This is a genomic window from Pigmentiphaga litoralis (assembly GCF_014651835.1).
Classification (GTDB): Bacteria; Pseudomonadota; Gammaproteobacteria; order Burkholderiales; family Burkholderiaceae_B; genus Pigmentiphaga; species Pigmentiphaga litoralis.
Genome location: NZ_BMXQ01000002.1, coordinates 173090 through 194359 on the forward strand (window position 1 = coordinate 173090; position 21270 = coordinate 194359).

Annotated in this window: 22 protein-coding genes; 14 read left to right on the forward strand and 8 right to left on the reverse strand. The window is 67.0% G+C overall.

Going from position 1 to position 21270, the window contains the following annotated elements:
- Positions 1 to 14 precede the first annotated feature (14 nt).
- The 9 genes from IE116_RS19320 (at position 15) to IE116_RS19360 (ending at position 7295) form a co-directional block, all read left to right on the forward strand.
- A complete protein-coding gene (locus tag IE116_RS19320) occupies positions 15 to 941 on the forward strand; it encodes a hydroxymethylglutaryl-CoA lyase (protein ID WP_189614904.1) in 927 nt (308 codons plus the stop codon).
- A gap of 121 nt (positions 942 to 1062) precedes the next feature.
- Positions 1063 to 2058 carry an XdhC family protein gene (locus IE116_RS19325; RefSeq protein WP_189614905.1) on the forward strand — a complete coding sequence of 332 codons (996 nt, stop codon included), beginning with the start codon at positions 1063 to 1065 and terminating at the stop codon, positions 2056 to 2058.
- Positions 2059 to 2094: 36 nt separating this feature from the next.
- A complete protein-coding gene (locus IE116_RS19330) occupies positions 2095 to 2856 on the forward strand; it encodes a sulfurtransferase (protein WP_189614906.1) in 762 nt (253 codons plus the stop codon).
- A gap of 276 nt (positions 2857 to 3132) precedes the next feature.
- Positions 3133 to 4230, forward strand: a complete 1098-nt coding sequence (ribBA, locus tag IE116_RS19335; protein ID WP_229828775.1) for a bifunctional 3,4-dihydroxy-2-butanone-4-phosphate synthase/GTP cyclohydrolase II — start codon at positions 3133 to 3135, stop codon at positions 4228 to 4230.
- Positions 4227 to 4748, forward strand: a complete 522-nt coding sequence (gene ribH / locus IE116_RS19340; protein WP_189614908.1) for a 6,7-dimethyl-8-ribityllumazine synthase — start codon at positions 4227 to 4229, stop codon at positions 4746 to 4748. The genes ribBA and ribH overlap by 4 nt, the downstream gene beginning before the upstream one ends.
- Entirely contained in the window at positions 4741 to 5208 is a 468-nt protein-coding gene (gene nusB / locus IE116_RS19345) for a transcription antitermination factor NusB (RefSeq protein ID WP_229828552.1), read from the forward strand. Before ribH ends, nusB begins: the two co-directional genes overlap by 8 nt.
- 34 nt (positions 5209 to 5242) lie before the next feature.
- Entirely contained in the window at positions 5243 to 6256 is a 1014-nt protein-coding gene (gene thiL, locus IE116_RS19350) for a thiamine-phosphate kinase (RefSeq protein WP_189614910.1), read from the forward strand.
- 3 nt (positions 6257 to 6259) lie between these two features.
- Positions 6260 to 6769 carry a phosphatidylglycerophosphatase A family protein gene (locus IE116_RS19355; protein WP_189614911.1) on the forward strand — a complete coding sequence of 170 codons (510 nt, stop codon included), beginning with the start codon at positions 6260 to 6262 and terminating at the stop codon, positions 6767 to 6769.
- A 25-nt stretch (positions 6770 to 6794) separates the two neighbouring features.
- Positions 6795 to 7295 (forward strand): CinA family protein, encoded by a 501-nt coding sequence (locus tag IE116_RS19360; protein WP_189614912.1) that lies wholly within the window; start codon positions 6795 to 6797, stop codon positions 7293 to 7295.
- Between the two features lie 47 nt (positions 7296 to 7342).
- On the opposite strand, the gene IE116_RS19365 is transcribed toward IE116_RS19360, so the two are convergent.
- The 4 genes from IE116_RS19365 to IE116_RS19380 form a co-directional block, all read right to left on the reverse strand.
- On the reverse strand, positions 7343 to 9814 hold the full coding sequence (locus IE116_RS19365; protein WP_189614913.1) for a TonB-dependent siderophore receptor: 2472 nt from the start codon (positions 9812 to 9814) through the stop codon (positions 7343 to 7345).
- Between the two features lie 84 nt (positions 9815 to 9898).
- Positions 9899 to 10870 (reverse strand): FecR domain-containing protein, encoded by a 972-nt coding sequence (locus tag IE116_RS19370; RefSeq protein ID WP_189614914.1) that lies wholly within the window; start codon positions 10868 to 10870, stop codon positions 9899 to 9901.
- Positions 10867 to 11370, reverse strand: a complete 504-nt coding sequence (locus tag IE116_RS19375; RefSeq protein ID WP_189614915.1) for a sigma-70 family RNA polymerase sigma factor — start codon at positions 11368 to 11370, stop codon at positions 10867 to 10869. The genes IE116_RS19370 and IE116_RS19375 overlap by 4 nt, the downstream gene beginning before the upstream one ends.
- A 64-nt stretch (positions 11371 to 11434) precedes the next feature.
- Entirely contained in the window at positions 11435 to 12349 is a 915-nt protein-coding gene (locus tag IE116_RS19380; protein ID WP_189614916.1) for a LysR family transcriptional regulator, read from the reverse strand.
- Positions 12350 to 12456: 107 nt separating this feature from the next.
- Here IE116_RS19380 and IE116_RS19385 point away from each other — a divergent pair, with 107 nt between their 5' ends.
- The 4 genes from IE116_RS19385 (at position 12457) to IE116_RS19400 (ending at position 15660) form a co-directional block, all read left to right on the forward strand.
- Positions 12457 to 13395, forward strand: coding sequence for a dihydrodipicolinate synthase family protein (locus IE116_RS19385; RefSeq protein ID WP_189614917.1), 939 nt, complete (start codon positions 12457 to 12459; stop codon positions 13393 to 13395).
- Positions 13396 to 13565: 170 nt separating this feature from the next.
- Positions 13566 to 14528 (forward strand): Bug family tripartite tricarboxylate transporter substrate binding protein, encoded by a 963-nt coding sequence (locus tag IE116_RS19390; protein WP_189614918.1) that lies wholly within the window; start codon positions 13566 to 13568, stop codon positions 14526 to 14528.
- A 109-nt stretch (positions 14529 to 14637) separates the two neighbouring features.
- Positions 14638 to 15288: an SDR family NAD(P)-dependent oxidoreductase gene (locus IE116_RS19395; protein ID WP_229828784.1), complete on the forward strand. Its 651-nt coding sequence runs from the start codon at positions 14638 to 14640 to the stop codon at positions 15286 to 15288.
- 54 nt (positions 15289 to 15342) lie between these two features.
- On the forward strand, positions 15343 to 15660 hold the full coding sequence (locus IE116_RS19400) for an Rdx family protein (RefSeq protein ID WP_189614920.1): 318 nt from the start codon (positions 15343 to 15345) through the stop codon (positions 15658 to 15660).
- Positions 15661 to 15714: 54 nt separating this feature from the next.
- Here the strand turns inward: IE116_RS19400 and pyrF are convergent, their stop codons facing one another.
- Complete coding sequence (gene pyrF, locus IE116_RS19405) at positions 15715 to 16542, reverse strand: orotidine-5'-phosphate decarboxylase (RefSeq protein WP_189614921.1); 828 nt, start codon at positions 16540 to 16542, stop codon at positions 15715 to 15717.
- A gap of 75 nt (positions 16543 to 16617) precedes the next feature.
- Positions 16618 to 17019, reverse strand: coding sequence for a diacylglycerol kinase (locus tag IE116_RS19410; protein WP_189614922.1), 402 nt, complete (start codon positions 17017 to 17019; stop codon positions 16618 to 16620).
- 294 nt (positions 17020 to 17313) lie between these two features.
- Between IE116_RS19410 and IE116_RS19415 the strand changes: the two genes are divergently transcribed.
- Positions 17314 to 18246 (forward strand): tripartite tricarboxylate transporter substrate binding protein, encoded by a 933-nt coding sequence (locus tag IE116_RS19415; RefSeq protein WP_189615773.1) that lies wholly within the window; start codon positions 17314 to 17316, stop codon positions 18244 to 18246.
- A 63-nt stretch (positions 18247 to 18309) separates the two neighbouring features.
- On the opposite strand, the gene IE116_RS19420 is transcribed toward IE116_RS19415, so the two are convergent.
- Both IE116_RS19420 and IE116_RS19425 read right to left on the reverse strand, forming a co-directional pair.
- A complete protein-coding gene (locus tag IE116_RS19420) occupies positions 18310 to 20490 on the reverse strand; it encodes a xanthine dehydrogenase family protein molybdopterin-binding subunit (RefSeq protein ID WP_189614923.1) in 2181 nt (726 codons plus the stop codon).
- Between the two features lie 17 nt (positions 20491 to 20507).
- Positions 20508 to 20969 (reverse strand): (2Fe-2S)-binding protein, encoded by a 462-nt coding sequence (locus tag IE116_RS19425; protein ID WP_179588993.1) that lies wholly within the window; start codon positions 20967 to 20969, stop codon positions 20508 to 20510.
- Between the last annotated feature and the right edge of the window lie 301 nt (positions 20970 to 21270).

The window sequence follows — 21270 nt, forward strand, 5'->3', positions numbered from 1 at the left end:
GCTTGGAGGCAGCCATGGCAACCGAAGGACAACACGCGGCGCGACGCGTCGAACTGGTCGAGGTGTCCCCTCGCGACGGTATCCAGAATGAAAAAGTGGTGCTGTCCACCGACGACAAACTCGAGCTGATGCGGCGTATTCACACGGCGGGCCTGCGCCGTGCCGAGGCGACCAGTTTCGTCAGCCCCAAGCGCGTGCCGCAGATGGCGGATGCCGAAGCGGTGATGGCGGGGGCGCTGGCCGAGCCGGGTCATGCGTCGCTGATCGGGCTGGTGCTGAACCAGGCCGGCTTTGACCGGGCGCGCGCGGCGCGCTGCGACGAGATCAACGTGGTGGTGGTCGCGAGCGAGACCTTCTCGCGCAAGAACCAGGGCGCGGGCATCACTGACATGGTGGCCGCGGCGTCCGCCATCCTGGCGCAGTCGCGCAAGGCCGGAATCAAGGCATCGGTCACGATTGCCGCCGCGTTCGGCTGCCCCTTTGAAGGGGAAGTACCGGCCGCCAAGGTGCTGGGTCTGGTCGAATCGCTGCTGCCCGCCCGCCCCGACGAGATCGCGTTTGCCGACACCATCGGCTGCGGCGTGCCCACCCAGGTGCGTGAACTGCTGGCCGGCACGCAGGCGCTCGACGCCGGCATGCCCTTGCGCTGCCACTTTCACAACACCCGCAGCACCGCGCTGGCCAACGTGCTGGCGGCGGTGGAAGCGGGCGTGCATGCGCTCGACAGCAGCATCGGGGGCTTTGGCGGGTGCCCCTTTGCGCCGGCGGCCACGGGCAACGTCGCAACCGAAGACGTGGTCTACCTGCTGGAGCGCATGGGCATTTCCACGGGGGTCGACCTGCAGATGCTGATCGACACGGCCGGGTGGCTGGGCGACCGGCTGGGCCATCCCCCGATGAGCGGGCTGGCCCGGGCAGGGCGGTTCCCGGCCGCGGCGTAGGTGGTTCGATCTGGTGGCAAGACCCGGTGGCAAGCCCCGACAGCAAGGACTTGCTGCCGCGCGGCATTATCATGGTGCCCATCGCGCGGTCCTGCCGCGCTCCAGCACATGAGGATGAACTATGGACAACGTCGACCTTGACGTCTTGCGGCGCGTGGCGACCTGGCAGCGGGAAGGCCACCGGGTGGTCATGGGTACCGTCACCCGCACCTGGGGCTCGGCGCCCCGGCCGATCGGGTCGGTCGTGGCCGTGCGCGACGACGGCTCGATTGCCGGTTCGGTGTCGGGCGGCTGTATCGAAGATGACCTCATCATCAAGGCGCGTCAGGGCGAATTGCCCAGCGATGCGCCGGCGCTGACCCGCTATGGGGTGTCGGCCGAGGAAGCCAACCGTTTCGGCCTGCCCTGTGGCGGCACGCTGGAACTGGTGCTCGAGCCGGTCACGCCCGCCACCCGGCTGGACGAACTGCTGGCCGACCTGGATGCCGGCAAACGGGTGCGCCGTGAACTGAACATTGCGTCCGGCCAGGTGGTGCACACCCCCGCCAAGGGCGAAGACGCCTTCGAGATCACCGACACCACCCTGATTTCCACGCATGGCCCGAGCTGGCGCCTGCTGGTGATCGGCGCCGGGCAGATGACCCAGTACCTGGCGCAGATGGCGCGCGCGCTGGACTACGACGTCATCATTTGCGATCCGCGCGAAGAATACGCCGACCACTGGAGCGTGCCCGGCACGACCCTGGTGCGCACCATGCCCGACGACACCGTGATCGAAATGCGTCCCGACCGCCACACGGCCGTGGTGGCCCTGACGCATGATCCCAAGCTAGACGACCTGGCGCTGATGGAAGCCCTGAAGTCCGACGCCTTCTACGTGGGCGCGATCGGATCGCGCAAGAACCAGGCGCGGCGCCGGGAACGGCTGCTGGAATTCGACGTGAGCCCGGAACAGATCGACCGCCTGCACGGGCCGGTGGGCTTGCGTATCGGCGCCCGCACGCCGCCGGAAATCGCGGTGGCGATCATTGCGCACATGACGGCCGAGCGCTACGGCTTTCACCACGTGCAGTTCGAAGGCGAGGGCGAGGAGGAAGGCGAGAGCGCTTCCGCGTAAAATGGCCGGCTGATCGTTTCGTTCTGGAAGTCCGCTGTGCCCGCCATTGTCAACATCGCCGCCTACAAATTCGTGTCGCTCGACCGCCTGCCGGAACGCCAGCAGGCCGTGCGCGAGCAGGCGGCCGCGGCGGGCCTGAAGGGCACGGTGCTGCTGGCCGAAGAGGGCATCAACCTCTTCCTGGCCGGGGAACGCGCCGCGATCGACGCCTGGCTGGACTGGCTGCGCACCGGGCCGTGGTTCCAGGGCCTGCTGGACGACCTGGAAGTCAAATTCAGCACGTCGGACGGCGTGCCGTTTCGCAAACTGCTGGTCAAGGTCAAGCGCGAAATCATCCGGATGGACCACCCGACGATCCGCCCGGCGGCCGGCCGCGCGCCGGCCGTCGACGCCCGCACCGCCGCGCGCTGGCTGCAGCAGGGCAAGGACGACGCGGGGCGCGAGGTGGTCATGCTCGACACCCGCAATGCCTTTGAAGTGGATGAAGGCACGTTTGAAGGCGCCATCGACTGGCGCATCGGCAAGTTCACCGAGTTTCCGGCCGCCGTGCAGGCGCATCGCGCCGAGCTGGAAGGCAAGACGGTGGTCAGCTTCTGCACCGGCGGCATCCGCTGCGAAAAGGCGGCGATCTACATGGCCGATGCGGGCATCGATCACGTCTACCAGCTGGAAGGCGGGATCCTGAAGTATTTCGAGGAAACCGGCGGCGCCGGGTTCAACGGCACGTGCTTCGTATTCGACGAGCGCGAGACGCTGGACGCCGGGTTGCAGCCCCGGGTGAGCGCGTCCGCCGCCTGACGCCAAAAAACCACCTGGATACCTTTGTCCCACCCGCGCTGAAGATTTTCGCGTTCAGGCGGTAAAATGCGCGGTTTCCTTCCTCGCCGACCTGCGTCGCATCCACGATACGACGCCGCCGAGCCAACCCCCGCCGGACCCCCGCCAATGTCTGCATCTGCTCCCGTTCCCGCCGCCGTGCCCGCCGACGCCCTGTCGGCCGTATCCCCTGAAGGATCGGCGCACTCGGCCATCGCCTCGGTATCGGACATCATTGCCGAGCTGCGCGCGGGCCGCATGGTGATCCTGGTCGACGAAGAAGACCGTGAAAACGAAGGCGACCTGGTCATGGCCGCCGAGCACGTCACCCCCGAAGCCATCAATTTCATGGCGCGCTACGGCCGCGGCCTGATCTGCCTGACCCTGACCGAACAGCGCTGCCGCCAGCTGGCCCTGCCGCTGATGGTCAGCGCCAACGGCACCAAGCACGGCACCAATTTCACGGTGTCGATCGAAGCCGCCACCGGGGTCAGCACCGGCATTTCGGCCGCCGACCGCGCGCGCACCGTGCAGGTCGCCGTCGCCCGCGACGCCAAGCCGGCCGACCTGGTGCAGCCCGGCCACATCTTCCCGCTGCAGGCGGCCAACGGCGGCGTGCTGATGCGCGCCGGCCACACCGAAGCCGGTTGCGACCTGACGGCGCTGGCCGGCCTGACGCCGGCATCGGTCATTTGCGAAGTGCTGAACGAAGACGGCACCATGGCGCGCCTGCCCGACCTGATCGAATTTTCGAAGCAGCACGGCCTGAAGATCGGCACGATCGCCGACCTGATCCAGTACCGCAGCGAACACGAATCCATGGTGCAACGCGTGGCCGAACGGGTCATCCGGACCGTGCATGGCGACTTTCGCTGCGTGCTGTACCGCGACACGCCCAGCGGCGCGCCGCACCTGGCGCTGGTCCACGGCACGATCCAGCCCGAACGCGAAACGCTGGTGCGGGTGCACGAACCCACGTCGGTGCTGGACCTGCTCGAAGTCGATAAAAGCACGCACAGCTGGAGCGTGCCGGCCGCCCTCGAAGCGATCGCGGCGGCCGAGGCCGGCGTCGTGATCCTGCTCAACTGCGACGGCGCCGCGGGCGACCTGTTCAAGGAATTCCAGCAACTGACCGACATGGACGCGACCGGTGCACGCACCGGCATCGCCCCCGTGCGTGTCGACCTGCGCACCTATGGCATTGGCGCGCAGATCCTCAAAGATCTCGACGTCTGCCAGATGAAACTGCTTGCGCAGCCGCGCAAGATGCCCAGCATGGCAGGCTTTTCCCTTACCGTGACTGGCTATGAAGCCGGTCATGACTCTCACTCCGCACAGGATGGTGCCGCATCATGAATCCCTATACCCTCACTCCCGATCTGAACGGCGAAGGGCTGCACATCTGCGTGGTCCGTGCGCGCTTCAATGAAAACATCGGCGAAATCGAACTCGATGCCTGCCTGGCCGAACTGGGCAAGCTCGGCGTCGACGAACAGGACATCATGGTCGTGTCCGTGCCCGGCGCACTGGAACTCGGCGTGACCCTGGCGCAGCTGGCCAACACCGGCGAATTCGACGCCCTGATCGCGCTGGGCGCGGTGGTGCGCGGCGAGACCTACCACTTCGAAGTGGTCAGCAATGAAAGCGCCGCCGCGATCACGCGTGTGTCGCTCGAAACCGGCATTGCGATCGCCAACGGCGTACTGACCGTCGACACCGAAGCGCAGGCGCTGGAGCGTGCCGAGGTCAAGGGCCGCGATTGCGCCCAGGCCGCCGTCGAAATGGCGAACCTGCTGGCCGGCCTGGAACCGGAAGAAGACGACGAGGACGACGAAGATCCCCGTTTCGATGACGAGGACGACCAGGATGAATGACAGCACCCAACGGCAGAACGCGCGCAGCGCACGCCGTCGTGCGCGCGAGTTCGCCCTGCAAGGCATGTATGAATGGCTGGTAAAAGGGGGCAACCCTGAAGAAGCTGGCGAGATCGACGCGCACATGCGCGACGCCGAAGGGTTCGACGAGGCCGACCTGGCGCACTACCGCGCGCTGCTGCATGGCGCGGTGCGTGACGCAGCCGTGCTGCGCGAAAAGTTCGCGCCCTTTCTGGACCGCCCGGTGCACGAACTGTCGCCGGTCGAGCACGGCATTCTGCTGATCGGCGCTTTCGAGCTCTCGACCCACGTCGAGATCCCGTACAAGGTCGTCATCAACGAAGCCGTGGAGCTGGCCAAGTCGTTTGGCGGCACGGACGGCTTCAAGTTCGTGAACGGGGTGCTGGACAAGCTGGCGGCCGAAGTGCGTCCCAACGAAGTGCAGGCCCTGCGTCGTTGATGGCTGCGGCCGCGCCAGTGCGTCGTGCCTGACCATGGCCGACGGCGAGTTCGACCTGATCCGCCGGCATTTCAGCCGGCCCGCCCCGCCCGGGGTACTGGGCGTGGGCGACGATTGCGCGCTGCTGCCCACGCGGCCGGGCGCCATGGCGATCAGCACCGACCTGCTCGTTGAAGGCCGGCACTTCTTTTCCGACGTCGACCCGGCCGCGCTGGGTCACAAGTCCCTGGCGGTCAACCTGTCCGACCTGGCCGCCATGGGCGCCGAGCCCGCCGGCTTCGTGCTGGGCCTGGCGCTGCCGCGGATCGACCATGATTTTCTGGCAGGTTTTGCCCAGGGCATGTACGCCCTGGCCGACCGCCACGCCTGTCCGCTGATCGGTGGCGACACCACGCGGGGGCAGGAAGGCATCGTCATTTCCGTCACCATCTTTGGCACCGTTGCGCCCGGCGAGGCCCTGCGGCGCGACGGCGCGCGTCCGGATGACGACATCTGGGTGTCCGGCTGCCTGGGCGATGCGGATATTGCGCTGCGCCTGCTGCTGGGGGGCGCCAGCGCCGGGGCGGGCACCCTTGCGCAAGGGGATGACCCATTCCCACCGGGCGTGGACCGTTCAGTCCTGCTTGCAGCCACCCGCCGCGCGCTCGAATGGCCCGAACCACGCGTGGCGCTGGGCCAGGCCTTGCGCGGTGTGGCGCATGCTGCACTGGATATCTCCGACGGGCTGCTGCAGGACCTGGGCCACGTGCTGGCGGCCAGTGGCGTGGGCGCGTGCGTCGACGCCGACGGCGTGCCGGTGTCGTCTGCCGTGGCAACCTTGCCGGCCCCCCTGCGTCGTTTGGCCGCGCTGTCGGGCGGCGATGTGTATGAACTCTGCTTTACTGCCCCACCGGGGTTGCGTTCCCAAGTGCTGGCCGCCGCAGTGACCGCGGGCGTTCCCGTCACCCGCATCGGCCAGATCACCGCCGCACCCGGCCTGCGCCTGGTCGATGCGTCGGGCGACCCTATCGATCCCCTGCCGCATGGCGGCTACGACCATTTCGCGTGAGCCATGGCTGAATCGTCCACCAAGAACCTGCTCGTCCAGCCTACCTTTGGGTGGATGCGCCTGAAGTTGAGCCGCCTGATCGCCTTTGGTTTCGGCAGCGGTCTGATCAAGCCCGCGCCGGGCACCTGGGGCACCCTGCTGGCCTGGCTGCTGTGGCAGCCCGTGTCGATGATCACGTCGCCCGGAGCCATGGCCCTTTTCTTGCTGCTGGCGTTTGGCATCGGCGTGTGGGCCTGTGACCGGGTCGGCCGCGAGCTGGGCGTGGGCGACTACAGTGGCCTGGTCTGGGACGAGGTCGTCGCCTTCTGGGTCGTGCTGTGGATGATTCCCGACACGGCCATGGCGCAAGCCTTCGGCTTCCTGCTGTTCCGTCTTTTCGACATCCTGAAACCGCCGCCGATCGCGTATTTCGACAAACGGTTCAAGAGCGGCCTGGGCGTGATGTGGGACGATCTCGTGGCCGCGTTCTACGCGGTCCTGGTGTTTGCGCTGGCGTCGCGGCTGTTTGGCTGACCCGGCCTTTTGTATGGAGACGTAGATGTTCGATCCGAAGACCCTGATACTGGCCGAACAGGTCGTCAAACGTCTGAGCATGGGCGGGCGTGTGCTGGCCACCGCGGAATCCTGCACGGGCGGGCTGGTCGCCGGCGCCATCACCGCGATTGCGGGGTCGAGCGTGTGCTTCGACCGCGGCTACGTCACCTACAGCAACGACGCCAAATCGCAGGAAATCGGCGTGCGTGAAGACACCCTGAAAGCCCACGGCGCGGTCAGCGAAGCCACAGCCCTGGAAATGGCCATTGGCGCCCTGGAAGGCAGCCAGGCCAACGTGGCGGTGTCTACCACCGGCATCGCCGGGCCGGGCGGCGCGACCGAAGGCAAACCCGTCGGCATGGTGTGCTTTGCGTGGGCCTGGGAAAGCCCCGAAGGCCGTTGCACCCGCATGCTGACCGACGTCTTTCCGGGCGACCGCACCGACGTGCGCGAAGCCGCCGTGCAGGTCGCGCTGCGGGGCTTGCTGGATATGCCGGCAGCCTGAGGGCAGAGGGCAGGGAGTCTGCCGTCCCGGGCTCCACCGGCCTGCCGTCAGAAGCTCCCCCGCACGGTCAGCATCACATTGCGCGGATTGCCGTAATAATTGTTGCCGGTCAGCGTGTTGTACGCGGGGATGTAATACCGCTTGTCGAACACATTGTTCAGGTTCAGCGCCACCGACACGTTGCGATTGACCTGGTAGGCCGCCCGCGTGCTCCACACCGAATAGCCGCCCAATTCGAAGCGGCGGTCCGAACTGATCGTGGCGCTTTGCACATTCACGCCGCCGCCCACGCGCACGCGGTTCAGGTCGCCGGGCAAGGTGTAATCGGACCACAGGCGCAGCATGTGCTTCGGGGTCCACGTGCTGAATTCCTTGCCGGCAAGATCCGGGTCTTCCAGAAACTTCGTGGTGTTGAAGGTATAGCCCGCCGACAGTTGCAGGCCGGTCATTACCTGCCCGCTGATCTCGGCTTCGATCCCCTGGCTGCGCACCTTGCCCGACGCGCGCGAGCAATACCACGCGCCGCATTCGTCCCGCAGCCCGGCCGCATAATCGTTCACGGCGCGGTTCTTCTGATCGTAGCGAAAGACCGCCAGCGACGCATTGGCCCGTCCGTCCATCAGTTCGCCTTTCACGCCCGCCTCGATATTGCCGCCCGTGATCGATGGCAGGATGGCTTGCCCCACCGCCCGGTTCGTTTGCGGAATGAAAACCTGCGCGTAGCTGGCGTACGCCGACCATTGCGGGTTGATGGCATAGACGGCGCCCGCATAGGGCGTCACTTTGGCCGGGGTGTCGTTGGTGCTGGGGGCGCCTGCGGTCGCGCCCGTGCGCGCGGCATAGCGGAAGTCGTACCAGCCCACGCGGCCGCCCGCGATCAAGGTCAGCGGCTGCGTGACCTGCAAGCGCCACGTGCCGTAGATGCCTTTCTGTTCGACGTCGTACTGACTGAAGGTCGCGCTGCCGCGGGCGGCGATGCTGTCGAAGTCCTGGCGCGGCCGCGCCGTGTCGATGTTGAAAATGTTGACGCCCGGGGTGAACAGCCGCGCGTAGGCGTCGTCGGTGGTGTAGGACGAATAGTTGCCACCGACAAGCACTTCCTGCTTCATGCCCAAGGCATCGAACTTGCCGGTCAGCACGGCGTCGAGTCCCCGGTTCCGGTTCGAAAACCGGACGGCGTAATCGGCATAACGCGGCCCGCTGCCGTCCGGCGCCACCGCGCCGGTCACGAATTGATAGGCCGAAGCGTTCTTCTCATTCATTGCAAGTGCCGACACCTTGACCGACCATGCGTCGTCGAATCGATGCGCCAGGTCGGCATACAGCGTGGTCTGCTCATTGCGGCTCGTGTTCCAGTCCGACCCGGTATAGGTGGACCGGGGCAGACCGAGGTCGGCGCCCGTCGCGTAGCGCGGCACGCCTATGAAATTGGGCCGGCTCCGGGTGATCTGGTTGCTGATGCCCAGGCCGACCGTGGTCCGGGGCGAGATGTCGTAGTCCAGGGCGGCATACACGGTTTGCGTGTTCTGTCCGGCCTGGTCGATGAAGGAATTGCCCCTGTCGTAGTCAATGAGGGCGCGGCCGCGCAGGGTGCCTTCGTCATTGAGCGCGCCGCCCGCATCCAGTTGCAGGCCGTACCGGTCCCAGGAACCGGCCTTGCCGGTCGCGGTAAAGAGGCGTTCGCGCGTGCCGCGTTTGCGCACCAGGTTGATCGCGCCGCCGGGGCTGTTCGCGCCTTGCAGAAGGCCCGAGGCGCCACGCAGGAATTCCAGGCGATCAACGATGGCCGTGGTCTCGGTCAGGTAGCTGCCCAGCGAATACACGTTGCGGGGCACGGGCACGCCATCGTATTGCAGGGCTTCGATATCGAAGCCGCGCGAGAACATGAACATCCCGGGGCCAGGCGACTTGGTCGACGTCATGCCCGTGGTGTTGATCAGGGCTTCGGTCAGGTTGGTGATGTTCTGGTCGTCCATCCGCTGCCGCGTCAGCACGCTCACGGACTGCGGAATGTCTTTCAGGGCCTGCTGCGTCTTGCCCAGCGTGACCGCACGCGTCGTGTACGAACCGGTGCCTTCCGTGGTCGCGGCGGAATCGGCCTGTCCGATCACCGTCACGGCCGCCAGGGTGGTGGCCTCCGGCCGCAGGGTCGGCATGTCGGCGGCCTTGCGCAGCGTGTAGCTGCCGTCGGGCCGCGGTGTCAGTTCGAGCCCGCTGCCCGCCAGCAGGCGGCGCGCCACGTCATCGGCCGGATAGGTGCCCGACACGGCCGGGCTGCTGAGCCCGTCGGTCAGCGCCGGGTCGAACGACAGGGCAATGCCCGCATCGACCGCAAAACGCGACAGGGCGCGGCCCAGCGGACCTGCCCCGATATCGTAGGCGCGCGGGGCCACGCTGTTCAGGGGGCGCGGGTCGGCGGCATACGCCAGGGGCAGGTGGGCGGCGGCCAGGGCGACGCCCAGCAGGGCAAGGCGAAACGTGGGGTGCCACCGGCAGGTGGCAGGGCGAACGACGGGCATGGGGTGGGCCTTACGGTTGGACGGACAAAGGGTGTCTCTATCCAAGTCGTATGAGCGCAAGAAAAGTGTCAGTCCGTCGACACATCACTGTGGCGGGCGCGCGGCAAGGGTGACCCAGTAGCCACCCAGCCGACGGTGCACGGATACCGGGTAGGTGTCCGCCAGCATGGCAAGCGCCCGGTCCGTATCGGTGATCGGGAAGGCGCCCGAGACCCGCAGATGGGCAATGGCCGGGTCGCACGACACGACACCGCTGCGGTAGCGGGCCAGTTCGTCGAGCACATCGGACAGGCCTTGGTCATCGGCCAGCAGCATGCCCTGCGTCCAGGCGGCAATGCTGTCGTCGGCAACCGAAATCGCCCCCACTGCGTGATCCGAAAACCGCGTTTGCCGACCCGCCGACAGCACCATTTGCGCACCCGGGCCGCCGTGTCGTGGCGTGATGCGAACCGCCCCATCAAGGACAGCGAGCCGCGTCCTGCCGGTGTCCTGGCGCACGGTAAATCGGGTGCCCAGCGCCTGCATCGCGCCTTGGGCGGTAAGTACCTGGAAAGGCCTTTGAAGCGCGGCCGGGTCGGCAGCGGTGTCGATCAGGATGTCGCCGGCAATCAGGCGCACCGTGCGGTCTGTCGCGGTGAACATCACGTCGATGGCGCTGGCCGTGCCCAGCACGACGCGGCTGCCGTCGGCCAGTTGCACCCGCCGTGTCTCGCCCGTCACCGTCTGGTAGTCGGCTGTGCGACGTTGCCAGCCTTGGGTTTGCGTGACCAGCCAGCCCGCAGGCGCCAGCGCCAGCAAGGAAGCGAGTTTGGCGATTGCGGCGCGCCGTCGGGGGTCGGCCTTCCGGCCCAGCACGGGCAGCGCAACCTGCGGGGGCAGGGCGCCCAGGTTCTGCATCAGCCGTTCCGCGCGGGCCCAGGCGCGCGCGTGATCGGCGCTGCCCGCCAGCCAGCGCGCGTGGGCGGCGCGGTCGTCGTCACTGACCTGGCCGGCCTGCCATCGGACCAGATAGTCCGCGGCCTCTTCCAGGATGTGGTCGGGCAGGGTGGCGGTCATTCCATCAGGCTCAGGCACTGCACGAACGCCTGCTTCATGTAGCGCTTCACGGTCGAGAGCGACACCTTCAGGCGCTCGGCAATCGCGTCATAGGTCATGCCTTCCAGCTGCGACATCAAAAAAGCCTGCTTGGCCGCCGCGGGCAGCGCGTCCAGCATCGCGTCGATCTCGTGCAGGGTCTGCAGGATGGATAGCCGGTATTCGGGCGAGGGGGTCTCGGGCTCGGGCAGCAGCGCCAGGGTGTCCAGGTAGGCCCGTTCCAGCGCCTGCCGCCGGTAGCGGTTGACCAGCACATTCCTGGCAATGGCGGCCAGGTAGGCGCGCGGCTGTTCGACAGGACCGGGACGGCGCGAAGTCAGCAGGCCGACGAAGGTATCGTGCGCCAGGTCGGCGGCATCGGCGGGATTGCCCAGCTTCTTGCGCAACCAGCCGGATAGCCAGCCGTGATGGTCGCAGTACAGCGCCGTGACGTGCGGGTCGGAAGATTCGATGACGGCCATGACCACTCCAGACAAGGGAGCGACAGGGCCCCGGGTCATTGAATAGGAATTGTTCGCATTATAGTCATGCGTTCACCGTCGTCCACAAGGCCTCGGCCGCATCCGACATCACCACCGGCTGGCGATACAGCCGGATCTCCAGCGGCAACTGCCAGGCTTCATCGCCTGTGACGGCCAGGCGGCCGCTGGCCAGTTCATCGGCAATCAGCCGTTTCGGCAGCCAGGCCAGGCCCCGGCCTTCCAGCGCCAGGCTTTTCAACACCAGGGCATGGTGCCCGGTGAATACCGTGTGGAAGGGCGCGTCCTTGGCGGACACTGCGCGCAGGCGGCCGCGCATGATGCGGCCCACGCCAGACGCATCGCTGTAGGCCAGCAAGGGCAGTGACGCGCCCTCATCCAGCCTGAAGCGGGGCGCCCCTCGCGCGTCCACCGCCGATACCGGCGCCAGCAGGTCGTCTTCCAGCTTGACCCAGGCCACGCCCGCTTCGTCCAGCCGGTTCGGCACCGCGTCGTGCGCGTAGCACATCAGAAACTGCGCGCGCCGCTGCAGCATCAGTTCTTCGCACCCCAAAGTGCTGTCCGACATCATCTCGATCGGCCCCAGCGCGCCCTGCGCTTCGATGCGCCCCAGCCACTGCGGAAAGTAGCCCAGCGACAGCGCATGCGTGGCCGCAAAGCGCAGGCTGGCCACGCTCTGGTCGTGCGCCATGCGGGCCTTGATGCGCGCGGCTATCAGGCGCGCCAGCACGTCTTCGGTCAGGGGCAGGAAACGTTTGCCGGCGGCGGTCAGCGTGGCCGGGTGCGCGCCGCGATCCACCAGGTCGGCGCCCACCCACTCTTCAAGCGCGCGGATATGGCGGCTGAACGCGGGTTGCGCGATGGTGCGCGCTTCGGCCGCGCGCGAAAAACTGCCCGTCTCGGCCAAGGTCACGAAGTCTTCGAGCCACTCGATGTCGAGGGGTCGGTTGCCGGGTCCCATGCTGCCGATGCTCCGTGGATAGATGTATGCGATTCGAGTATTGGACCGCCCGGGCGCAGGCGGCAATGATGCAGCCATTCTACTCACACCAAGACACCGGAGACGCCATGCCCTCGATCACCAATTACCACGGAATCATCCCCGCCATTTCGTGCCCGTTCACGCCCGACCACCGCATCGACGAGCCCGCGCTGCGCAAGCTGGCGTCGTGGCTGGCAGGCCATGATGGCGTCGTCGCGATCATGACCAACGGCCATACGGGGGAAGTGTTTTCCCTCACGCCGGCCGAGCGCGCCGAAGTCACGCGCATCGTTGCTTCGGAACTGGAAGGCAGGATGCCGGTGATCTCGTCCATCGTGTGCGAAGGCGTGGTCGAAGCCGCCGAGCATGCCCGCGCCGCCCAGGCCGCTGGCGCCAAGGCGCTGGACGTCATGCCGCCGCACCACTGGTTGCGCTTCGGCTTCACACCGGGGCATGCGCTGGAATATTTCGAAGCCATCCACCGTGCGGCGCCCGAACTGGATCTGGTGTGCCACGTCTATCCCGCATGGACACGTGCTTCGTACTCGTCGCAACTGCTGGCCGACCTGGCCCGCCTGCCGTACCTGGCCGCCTTCAAGGTCGGCCAGCGCGACATGAACAAATATGCCCGCGACATCCAGGCGATTCGTGACGCCGACGCCACCAAGGCCATCCTGACCTGCCACGACGAATACCTGCTGGCCTCGATGGTGCAGGGCGTGGACGGCGCGCTGGTCGGCTTCGCCACCTTCATCCCGCAACTGATCATCGACCTGTGGAATGCCGTGAAGGCCGGCGACCTGAAAAAGGCGCAGGACGTGCAGGCGCTGATCACGCCACTCAAGGACGCGGTGTACGGCGGCGGCGAGCCGACCGGCGAAGCGCACGCGCGCATGAAGGCCGGCATGTACCTGGCCGGCGTGATCGCCGATCCCACCGTGCGCCCGCCCACCGAAGCGCCGACCGCTGCCGACAACGAGGCGTTGCGGGCCGGGCTGCGCAAGGCGGGGCTGCTGGCGCGATAGGCGTCGCGGCATGGCGTTGCCGCTTCGACGCGAACGCTTGCGTTGTGGCGGCTCCCTGCCGCATCGATCTGCAGAATCCCGCCACGGCCTGAATTTTTGGCATCGGATCGCGGCGACCATTGGCCGCACCGTGCCGCGGCCATCATAAGAAAGATATCGGAGACACCTTCATGCTACGCACCTTTGCTGCGCGCGCCCTTGTGGCCGCCTTTGCCCTGATTCCGGCCACCGCGGCGCTTGCCGATACGTGGCCGTCGAAACAGGTCCGCATGCTGATCCCGTTCCCTCCGGGCGGCACGCTCGACACCGTGGGTCGCCTGCTTGCACAGAAACTGACCGAACAGACCGGCCAGCAATTCGTGGTTGAAAACCGTGCCGGCGGCAACGGCATCATCGGCGCCGACGCCGTCGCCAAGGCCCCGGCCGACGGCTACACCCTGCTGTTCAACGCCTCGACGTTCACCACGACGCCGATGACGATGAAGGCGCCGTTCGACGTCATCAAGGACTATCAACCCATTGCCCTGGTCGCCCAGGCGCCGCTGGCCGTCGCCGTCAACAAGGACCTGCCCTTCAATGATGTGAAAGGGATGTTGAGCTACGCGAAAGCCAACCCCGGCAAGCTCAGCTTTGCGGTGGGGTCCACCGGGTCCGCCGGACAGCTCGCCACCGAACTGCTGCGCCGTGCAGGCGACATGGAATACCTGGTCGTGCCCTACAAAGGCTCGGCGCCCGCGTATCAAGGCCTGGTCGGCGGCATGATCTCCGGCTTTATCGACCCGATCCTGGGTTCCATGTCGTACTACAAAGGCGGCATGCTGAAGATCCTGGCCGTCACCTCCAAATCGCGCGTCCCGACCCTGCCCGACGTGCCGACCGTGGGCGAGACCATTCCGGGCTACGAGTTCTACAGCTGGTACGGTCTGTGGGGTCCAGCCAAGCTGCCGATGGACATCGCCAAAAAGCTCAACGCCGAGGTCAACAAAGCACTGGCCGGCGACATGCGTGACCGGCTTGAACAGCAGGGCCTGATGCTGCAACCCGGATCGATCGACGACTTCGTGGCCTTTCAGAAAGACGACATGGCGCGGTCGCTCAAGATCGTGACGGAGGGGAATATTCGTGCCGAATGAACACGGATCACAGACGGGTAAGGGCGCGTCTGCCGCAAGCGGACCGACGACCGGGACCGGGGCAGGCACGGCGGCTCGTCACGCGGTCGTCACGGGCAGCAGTTCCGGCATCGGCAAAGCCATCGCGACCGGTCTGCTGGCCGAGGGCTGGCAGGTCAGCGGTCTGGACGTTGCTCCGCCCACGCTGGATCATGCGGGCTTTCGTTCGATCACGGTGGACCTGCGCAACGTGGACGCCATGGTCGCCGCTGCCCGCGAACTGACTGAGGTGGCAGCCTTCGTCCACGCGGCGGGTGTACTGAGGGTGGGCGCCCTGGGCGAGCTCGATGCATCTGCTGGCGCGTTGATGTGGCAATTGCATGTGCAGGCGGCATCCGTGCTGGCCGATGTGCTGGTTCCCGCCATGGTCGAACGCCGCCACGGCCGCGTCGTCCTGCTAGGCAGCCGCGTGGCGCAAGGCATGGCCGGCCGCAGCCAATACGCCGCCACCAAGGCGGCCATGATCGCCCTGGCACGCAGCTGGGCCGCCGAAGTCACCCCCTTTGGCGTCACCATCAACGTCGTCTCGCCCGCCGCCACCCAGACCGCCATGTCGAGCGACCCCGCCCGCGCCGCCGACGCGCCCCGCCTGCCCCCCATTGGCCGCCTCATCCGCCCGGAAGAAATCGCGGCCACGGTCGCATTCCTGCTGTCGCCCGCGGCCGAGGCGATGACGGGGCAGGATATTCAGCTGTGTGGCGGTGCGTCGCTGGTCCGGTAGGAGGGGGGGGGCGCCACGGTACGATGGGCCTGACGCCTGCCCAATGGACACTTCATGACCGACACGCCCGACATCCCGAATACCCGGGCCGCATCCCCTGCGCCCCGCATCGCCATCACCTACTGCACCCAATGCCTGTGGCTGCTGCGCGCCGCCTGGATGGCGCAGGAACTGCTGTCCACCTTCAGCACGGAACTCGGCGAAGTCGCCCTGGTGCCTGGCACCGGCGGCATCTTCCAGATCCGTTATGACGACACCCTGATCTGGGACCGCAAGACCGACGGCGGCTTTCCGGAAGCCAAGGTGCTCAAGCAACGCGTGCGCGATCGGCTGGATCCGGGGCGGGACATGGGGCACGTGGATCGCGTGTAGGACGCGACAAACGCTTTGCAGGCGCGAGCGGTCAGACGCCGCGCCCTGCCAAGGTCAGCCCTTCTGCGCTCGAGCCCCATTGATCGCATCCCGCGTCTGCAGGGCCATGGCCTTGGCGGCGTCGCGCCAGTCGTCGCCCTGGCTGGCGTACAGGATCGCCCGTGACGAGTTGATCAGCATGCCGGTGCCAGCCGCGTTGCAGCCGGCCTGGACGGTCGCCAGGACGTCGCCGCCCTGGGCGCCGACACCGGGCACCAGCAGGGGCATGTCGGCGCCGACACGGGCGCGCACGGCGGCGAGTTCGGCAGGGAAGGTGGCGCCAACCACCAGGCCGCATTGGCCATGGCGGTTCCATTTGTCGGCGACCAGGCTGGCGACGCGCAAGTACAGCGGTTCGCCGTCGGTTTCCAGGAATTGCAGGTCGGACCCGCCGGGGTTGGAGGTGCGGCACAGGACGAACACGCCGCGATCCGGAAACGCAAAATACGGTTCGACCGAATCCGCGCCCATGTAGGGGCTGACGGTGACGGCGTCGGCCTGGTAGCGCTCGAAGGCTTCGATCGCGTACTGCTCGGCGGTGGATCCGATGTCGCCGCGCTTGGCGTCAAGCACGACCGGAATCGTGGGATGGGCCTGGCGGATGTGCGCACAGAGGGCTTCGAGCTGGTCTTCGGCGCGCTGGGCGGCAAAGTAGGCGATCTGCGGCTTGAAGGCGGACGCATAGGGGGCGCTGGCGTCGACGATGTCGCGGCAGAAGTCGAAGATGCGGTCCTGGCGACCTTTCAGATCGGCGGGAAACCGCGCCGGATCGGGGTCGAGACCCACGGTCAACAGGGAATCGGAGGCCGACCAGGCCTGGGCGAGCTTTTGGGTGAATGACATCGGGAGCGCCGTGCGAGGGGTGTTCAACCGCGCCATTGTAGGAGCAACCGGGCAATGCGCTAAATCCGGCCTGTTTCAGCCGAACCAGTTCCAGCGGTCGGCCGCCACCGCGAACCACACGATGCCCGCGAACATCAGCATCACCATGACCGCTGCGCTGCCGATGTCCTTGGCCCGGCCGATCAGCGGATGCGGCTCGACCGTCAGCGCATCGGCCACGGCTTCCACGGCCGAATTGAGCAGTTCGGTCACCAGCACGAGCACGATGGTTGCCAGCAGAACGATGATTTCCAGCAGGTCGCGCCCGAGCCAGAAGGCGGCCGGCACCATGACCACGGCCAGCGCAGCTTCCTGGCGAAAGGCGGCTTCGTGCTTGAACGCCGCGCGCAGGCCCTGCAGCGAATATTGCAGCGCGCGCGCCACCCGCTGCAGGCCGCCTTTGCTTTTGAAGGGAGAGTGTCCGGGTGGGGTGTTCATGTCGGGGTTGCGGCCAGAAGCTGTCAGGTGGCAGCAGGATACAGGCAATTGCTGACCGAACGGGTGTCAGTTGCAGGACGGTGGCGGCGTACCCGGGACAGGTCTGTCCTTGCTCGTTTGCCCGCCTGTCGCGAACCCCGTCCGTGGGGCTATAGTCGTCAGGATGCCTGCACAAGCGGCGCGCCCGCGGATCACCGCGCGGCAAACAGACAAGGATGGAGACTGACGATGGGCAATTCCGACACGTGTCATGGAACCGTAAAAAAGCACGCGGCGCGGTGGGCGCTCGTGGCAATGATGGCGGCGGCCTGGGCGGCGCCGGCTGCCGCGGACTATCCTGACAGGCCGGTGCGGGTGGTGGTGGGATTTGCCGCGGGCGGCTCGACCGACATTGCCGCGCGCATCATCTCCAAGGCCCTGACCGACGCCCTGGGGCAAAGCTTCGTGGTCGAGAACAAGCCGGGCGCGGGCAGCAACATTGCGGCCGAACAGGTCGCGCGCGCCAAGCCCGATGGCTACACGCTGTACATGGTCGCCGTCACCAGCGCCATCAACCAGACCCTGTACAAGAACCTGAGCTTCGACCTGAACAAGGACTTCACCCCGATCGCGCTGGTCGTCAAGGTGCCCAACCTGCTGGTCGTGAATCCCGCCGTGCCGGCCAAGTCGGTGCAGGAACTGGTCAGCTACCTCAAGACCAACGCGGCCAAGGTGTCGTACGCGTCGTCGGGCAGCGGCACGTCGATCCACATGGCGGGCGAGCTGTTCAAGCTGCAGTCCGGCCTGAACATCCAGCATGTGCCGTACAAGGGCAGCGCGCCGGCCGTGACCGACCTGATCGGCAACCAGACGCAATACATGTTCGACAACATGCCGTCGTCGTGGCCGCAGGTTCAGGCCGGCAAGCTGCGCGCCCTGGCGGTGACCACCAAAGAACGGTCGGCCACGGCGCCTGAACTGCCCACCATGGCCGAGTCGGGTTTCCCGAATTTCGATGTGTCGTCGTGGTTTGGGCTGATCGCGCCGGCCGGTACGCCGGCCGATGTCGTCACCAAAGTGAATACGGCCGTCGTCAAGGCCATGGATGACCCTGCCGTGCAAAAGTCCTTCAAGGACCTGGGTGCGGTATGGATCAAGACGACACCCACCGAGTTCGGCAACTTCATCAAGGCCGAAGTCAACCAGTGGGCAACCGTGGTGAAGGCGTCGGGCGCAACGGTCGACTGACCGCCGCGTGGGGGCCAGCCGCGGCCAGGTTGACCGCGGCTGGCCTGGACTCGGCGTGCGTCCTCAAGCCACTTGCGGGAAGGGCAGGCTGCGCACGCGTTTGCCGGTCAGCCTGGCCATGGCGTTGGCCACCGCAGGCGCCACGGGTGGCAGACCCACCTCGCCGATACCGCCCGGGGGATTGTCGGTCGGCAAGACCTTGATCTCCACCAGCGGCGTCGCGTCGGCCCGCAGGATCGGGTAATCCGTCAGATTGCTCTGCTGGACCTGCCCCGCCTTGTAGCTCAGGGTCTCGCCCAAGGCGGCCGACAGCCCGAAGATGGCCGCGCCTTCCACCTGCGCCCGGACGTTGCGCGGCATGATCGCGTGTCCGCAATCGACCGCCGCCCACATCTGATGCACGACGGGTTTGCCGTCCTTCATCGACACTTCGACCACCATCGCAATGAAGGTGTTCCAGGCGTCCGAGAAGGCCATGCCCAGCGCACGGCCGTTCGCGCGGGGCGTGCTCCAGCCGGCCATGTCGGCCGCGGTGCGCAGCACGGCTTGGGCACGCGGGGATCCTTGCGTCAGGTCCATGCGGATCTTGAGCGGATCCTGCTTCGTTTCGGCGGCAATCTCGTCCACCAGCGTTTCCATCACGAATTTCTGGTAGCCGGCGCCCACGCCGCGCCAGTAGCTCACGTCCACGCCGCGTTCGTCGCGCACGTGTTCCACCAGCGTCGCGGGAATGCCGTAGACGCCGTCCGCCCCTTCCATGACCGGCGCGTCCTTGCCGCCCGCCGCCTTGAAGATGGCCGGCGAGGTCCGCGCGTAGATGCTTTCCGACACCGTGCGGTGGCGCAGGCTTTGCAGCTTGCCGTTGCCATCCACGCCCGCGACCACATGGTGCGCGGTCAGGGGGCGCGGCTTGGAGCGCTGGAAATCGTCTTCGCGCGTCCAGATCATCTGCACCGGCACGCCGGGCATGGCCTTGGCCAGTTGTGCGGCCTCGATCGTGTAGTCGGCTTCGGCGCGGCGGCCGTAGCCACCGCCCAGCAGCGTGATGTTGACCTTGATGTTCTCGGGCTTGAACCCGGCCGCCGCGGCCACGGTGCCGATCACCACGCTGGGCACTTGCGATGGCACCCAGAGTTCGATCGTGTCGCCCGTGACGAGCGCGGTGCAGTTCATGGGTTCCATCGTGAACTGCGCGACGTGGTCGCTGGTGTAGGTGGCCTTGAAGGTGCGCGCCACGCCGGACTGGGCTGCGGCCACGTCGCCACTCTTGTGCCAGACGGTGCCGGCATCGTCCAGGTTCTCGGCGCGTTTGACATATTCCTTCAGCACCACGTCGCTGTCGTAGGTGCGTGCCTGGGACGTCGTGGTCCAGGTCACCTCGAGCAGATCGCGGGCCTTGCGTGCCGTCGCGAACGAATCGGCCACCACGGCCACGGCCTGTGGTAGGGTGACGACCTGCTTGACGCCCTTGACGGCGCGCGCGGCGGTGTCGTTGACCTTGACCGGTTGTTCACCCTGTACGGGTGCGTAGCGGATCGCGGCCCACACCATGCCGGGGCGGCGGATGTCCAGGCCGTAGACCGCCGTGCCATCGGCCTTGGACGCGACGTCCACCCGCATGGGGTCGGTGCCGATGATCGTGAATTCCGACATCGGCTTGAGCATGGTCTTGTCGACCTTGGGCAGGGCAGCGGGAGCCTGCGCGGTCGCGGCGATCTCTCCATAGGTCACGCGGCGGCCCGTGGGCGTGTGCACCAGCGTGCTTTTTTCGGCCCGGATCTCGTTGGCCGGGACCTTCCAGGCCTGGGCCGCGGCGTCGATCATGACCAGGCGCGCCTGCAGGCCGGCCAGGCGCAGCGACTCGTAGTAGCCCTTGATGGTGCGGGACGACCCCGTCACCAGGCCACCGCCGAAAGCCGGATTGCCGAAACGCTTGGCGTCCGTGGGCGCCTGCTCGACACGCACGCGGCTCCAGTCCAGATTCATTTCTTCCGCAAAGATCATCGGAATGGCCGTCATCGTGCCCTGGCCCATTTCGGACGCGGGCGAGTAGATGGTGGCGATGTTGTCGGGCGAGATGCTGACCCAGGCGACCGGGCGAAAGCCGCCTGACGGTGCCGCGGCGGTGGCGGCATCCGCGGCCTGCGCGTCGTTCAACGCGGCCAGCGGGCCAAAGGCGATGCCTACCGAAAAGGCGCCGGCGCCAACGATGAAACGGCGGCGGGAAACGTTCTTGATGTCCATGTGCTGCTCCCGTCGGCTCAGGCCGAAGCCTTGTGCACGCTGATGACGGCAGCGGCGATCTGGTTGTAGGTACCGCAGCGGCACAGATTGCCGGCCATGCCTTCGAGCACGGCGTCGCGGGTCAGGGGACCTTTGGCGTCCTTCAGCAGGCCGGCGGCCGTCATGATCTGGCCCGACTGGCAGTAGCCGCACTGCGGGGCCTGCTGCGCGACCCAGGCGGCGCTGAGCGCCTTGCCTTCGGCCGTGGCAGCCACGCCTTCGATGGTCGTGACCTGCATGCCGGCCACGGCCGCGGCCGGCAGCACACACGAACGTGTCGGCGCGCCGTTCAGATGCACCGTACAGGCGCCGCACTGGGCGACGCCGCAACCGTATTTGGTGCCGGTCAGATTGAAGTCTTCACGGATGATCCACAGCAGGGGCTTGTCGTCCGCCACGTCTGCGGAGACGGGCTTGCCATTGAGTACGAAATCGACCACGGGGGTTCTCCTGGGAAGCGGATTCCGGAAAAAGAAAGAATGACGCGCAGGGCGTCGATGGACGGGACGAGTATCCCACCTTTGTCTGGACAATCAAAGACGCGCGCCGCGCGCGGGCGTGTCAGATCGTAGTCTTCCAGGCGGCTAGGTAATACCCGTAGGAACCCTGCGCTGCGGCGCAGCGGTCGGGCGCGCGCGTCGATGTGCACCTTCGCTACGTGCCCAGGTCGCCAGGTACACGGGGACTTCGCCTCGATCGACATCCGTGGATCGCGGGTCAACGCCTTGACCACGCCGCGTC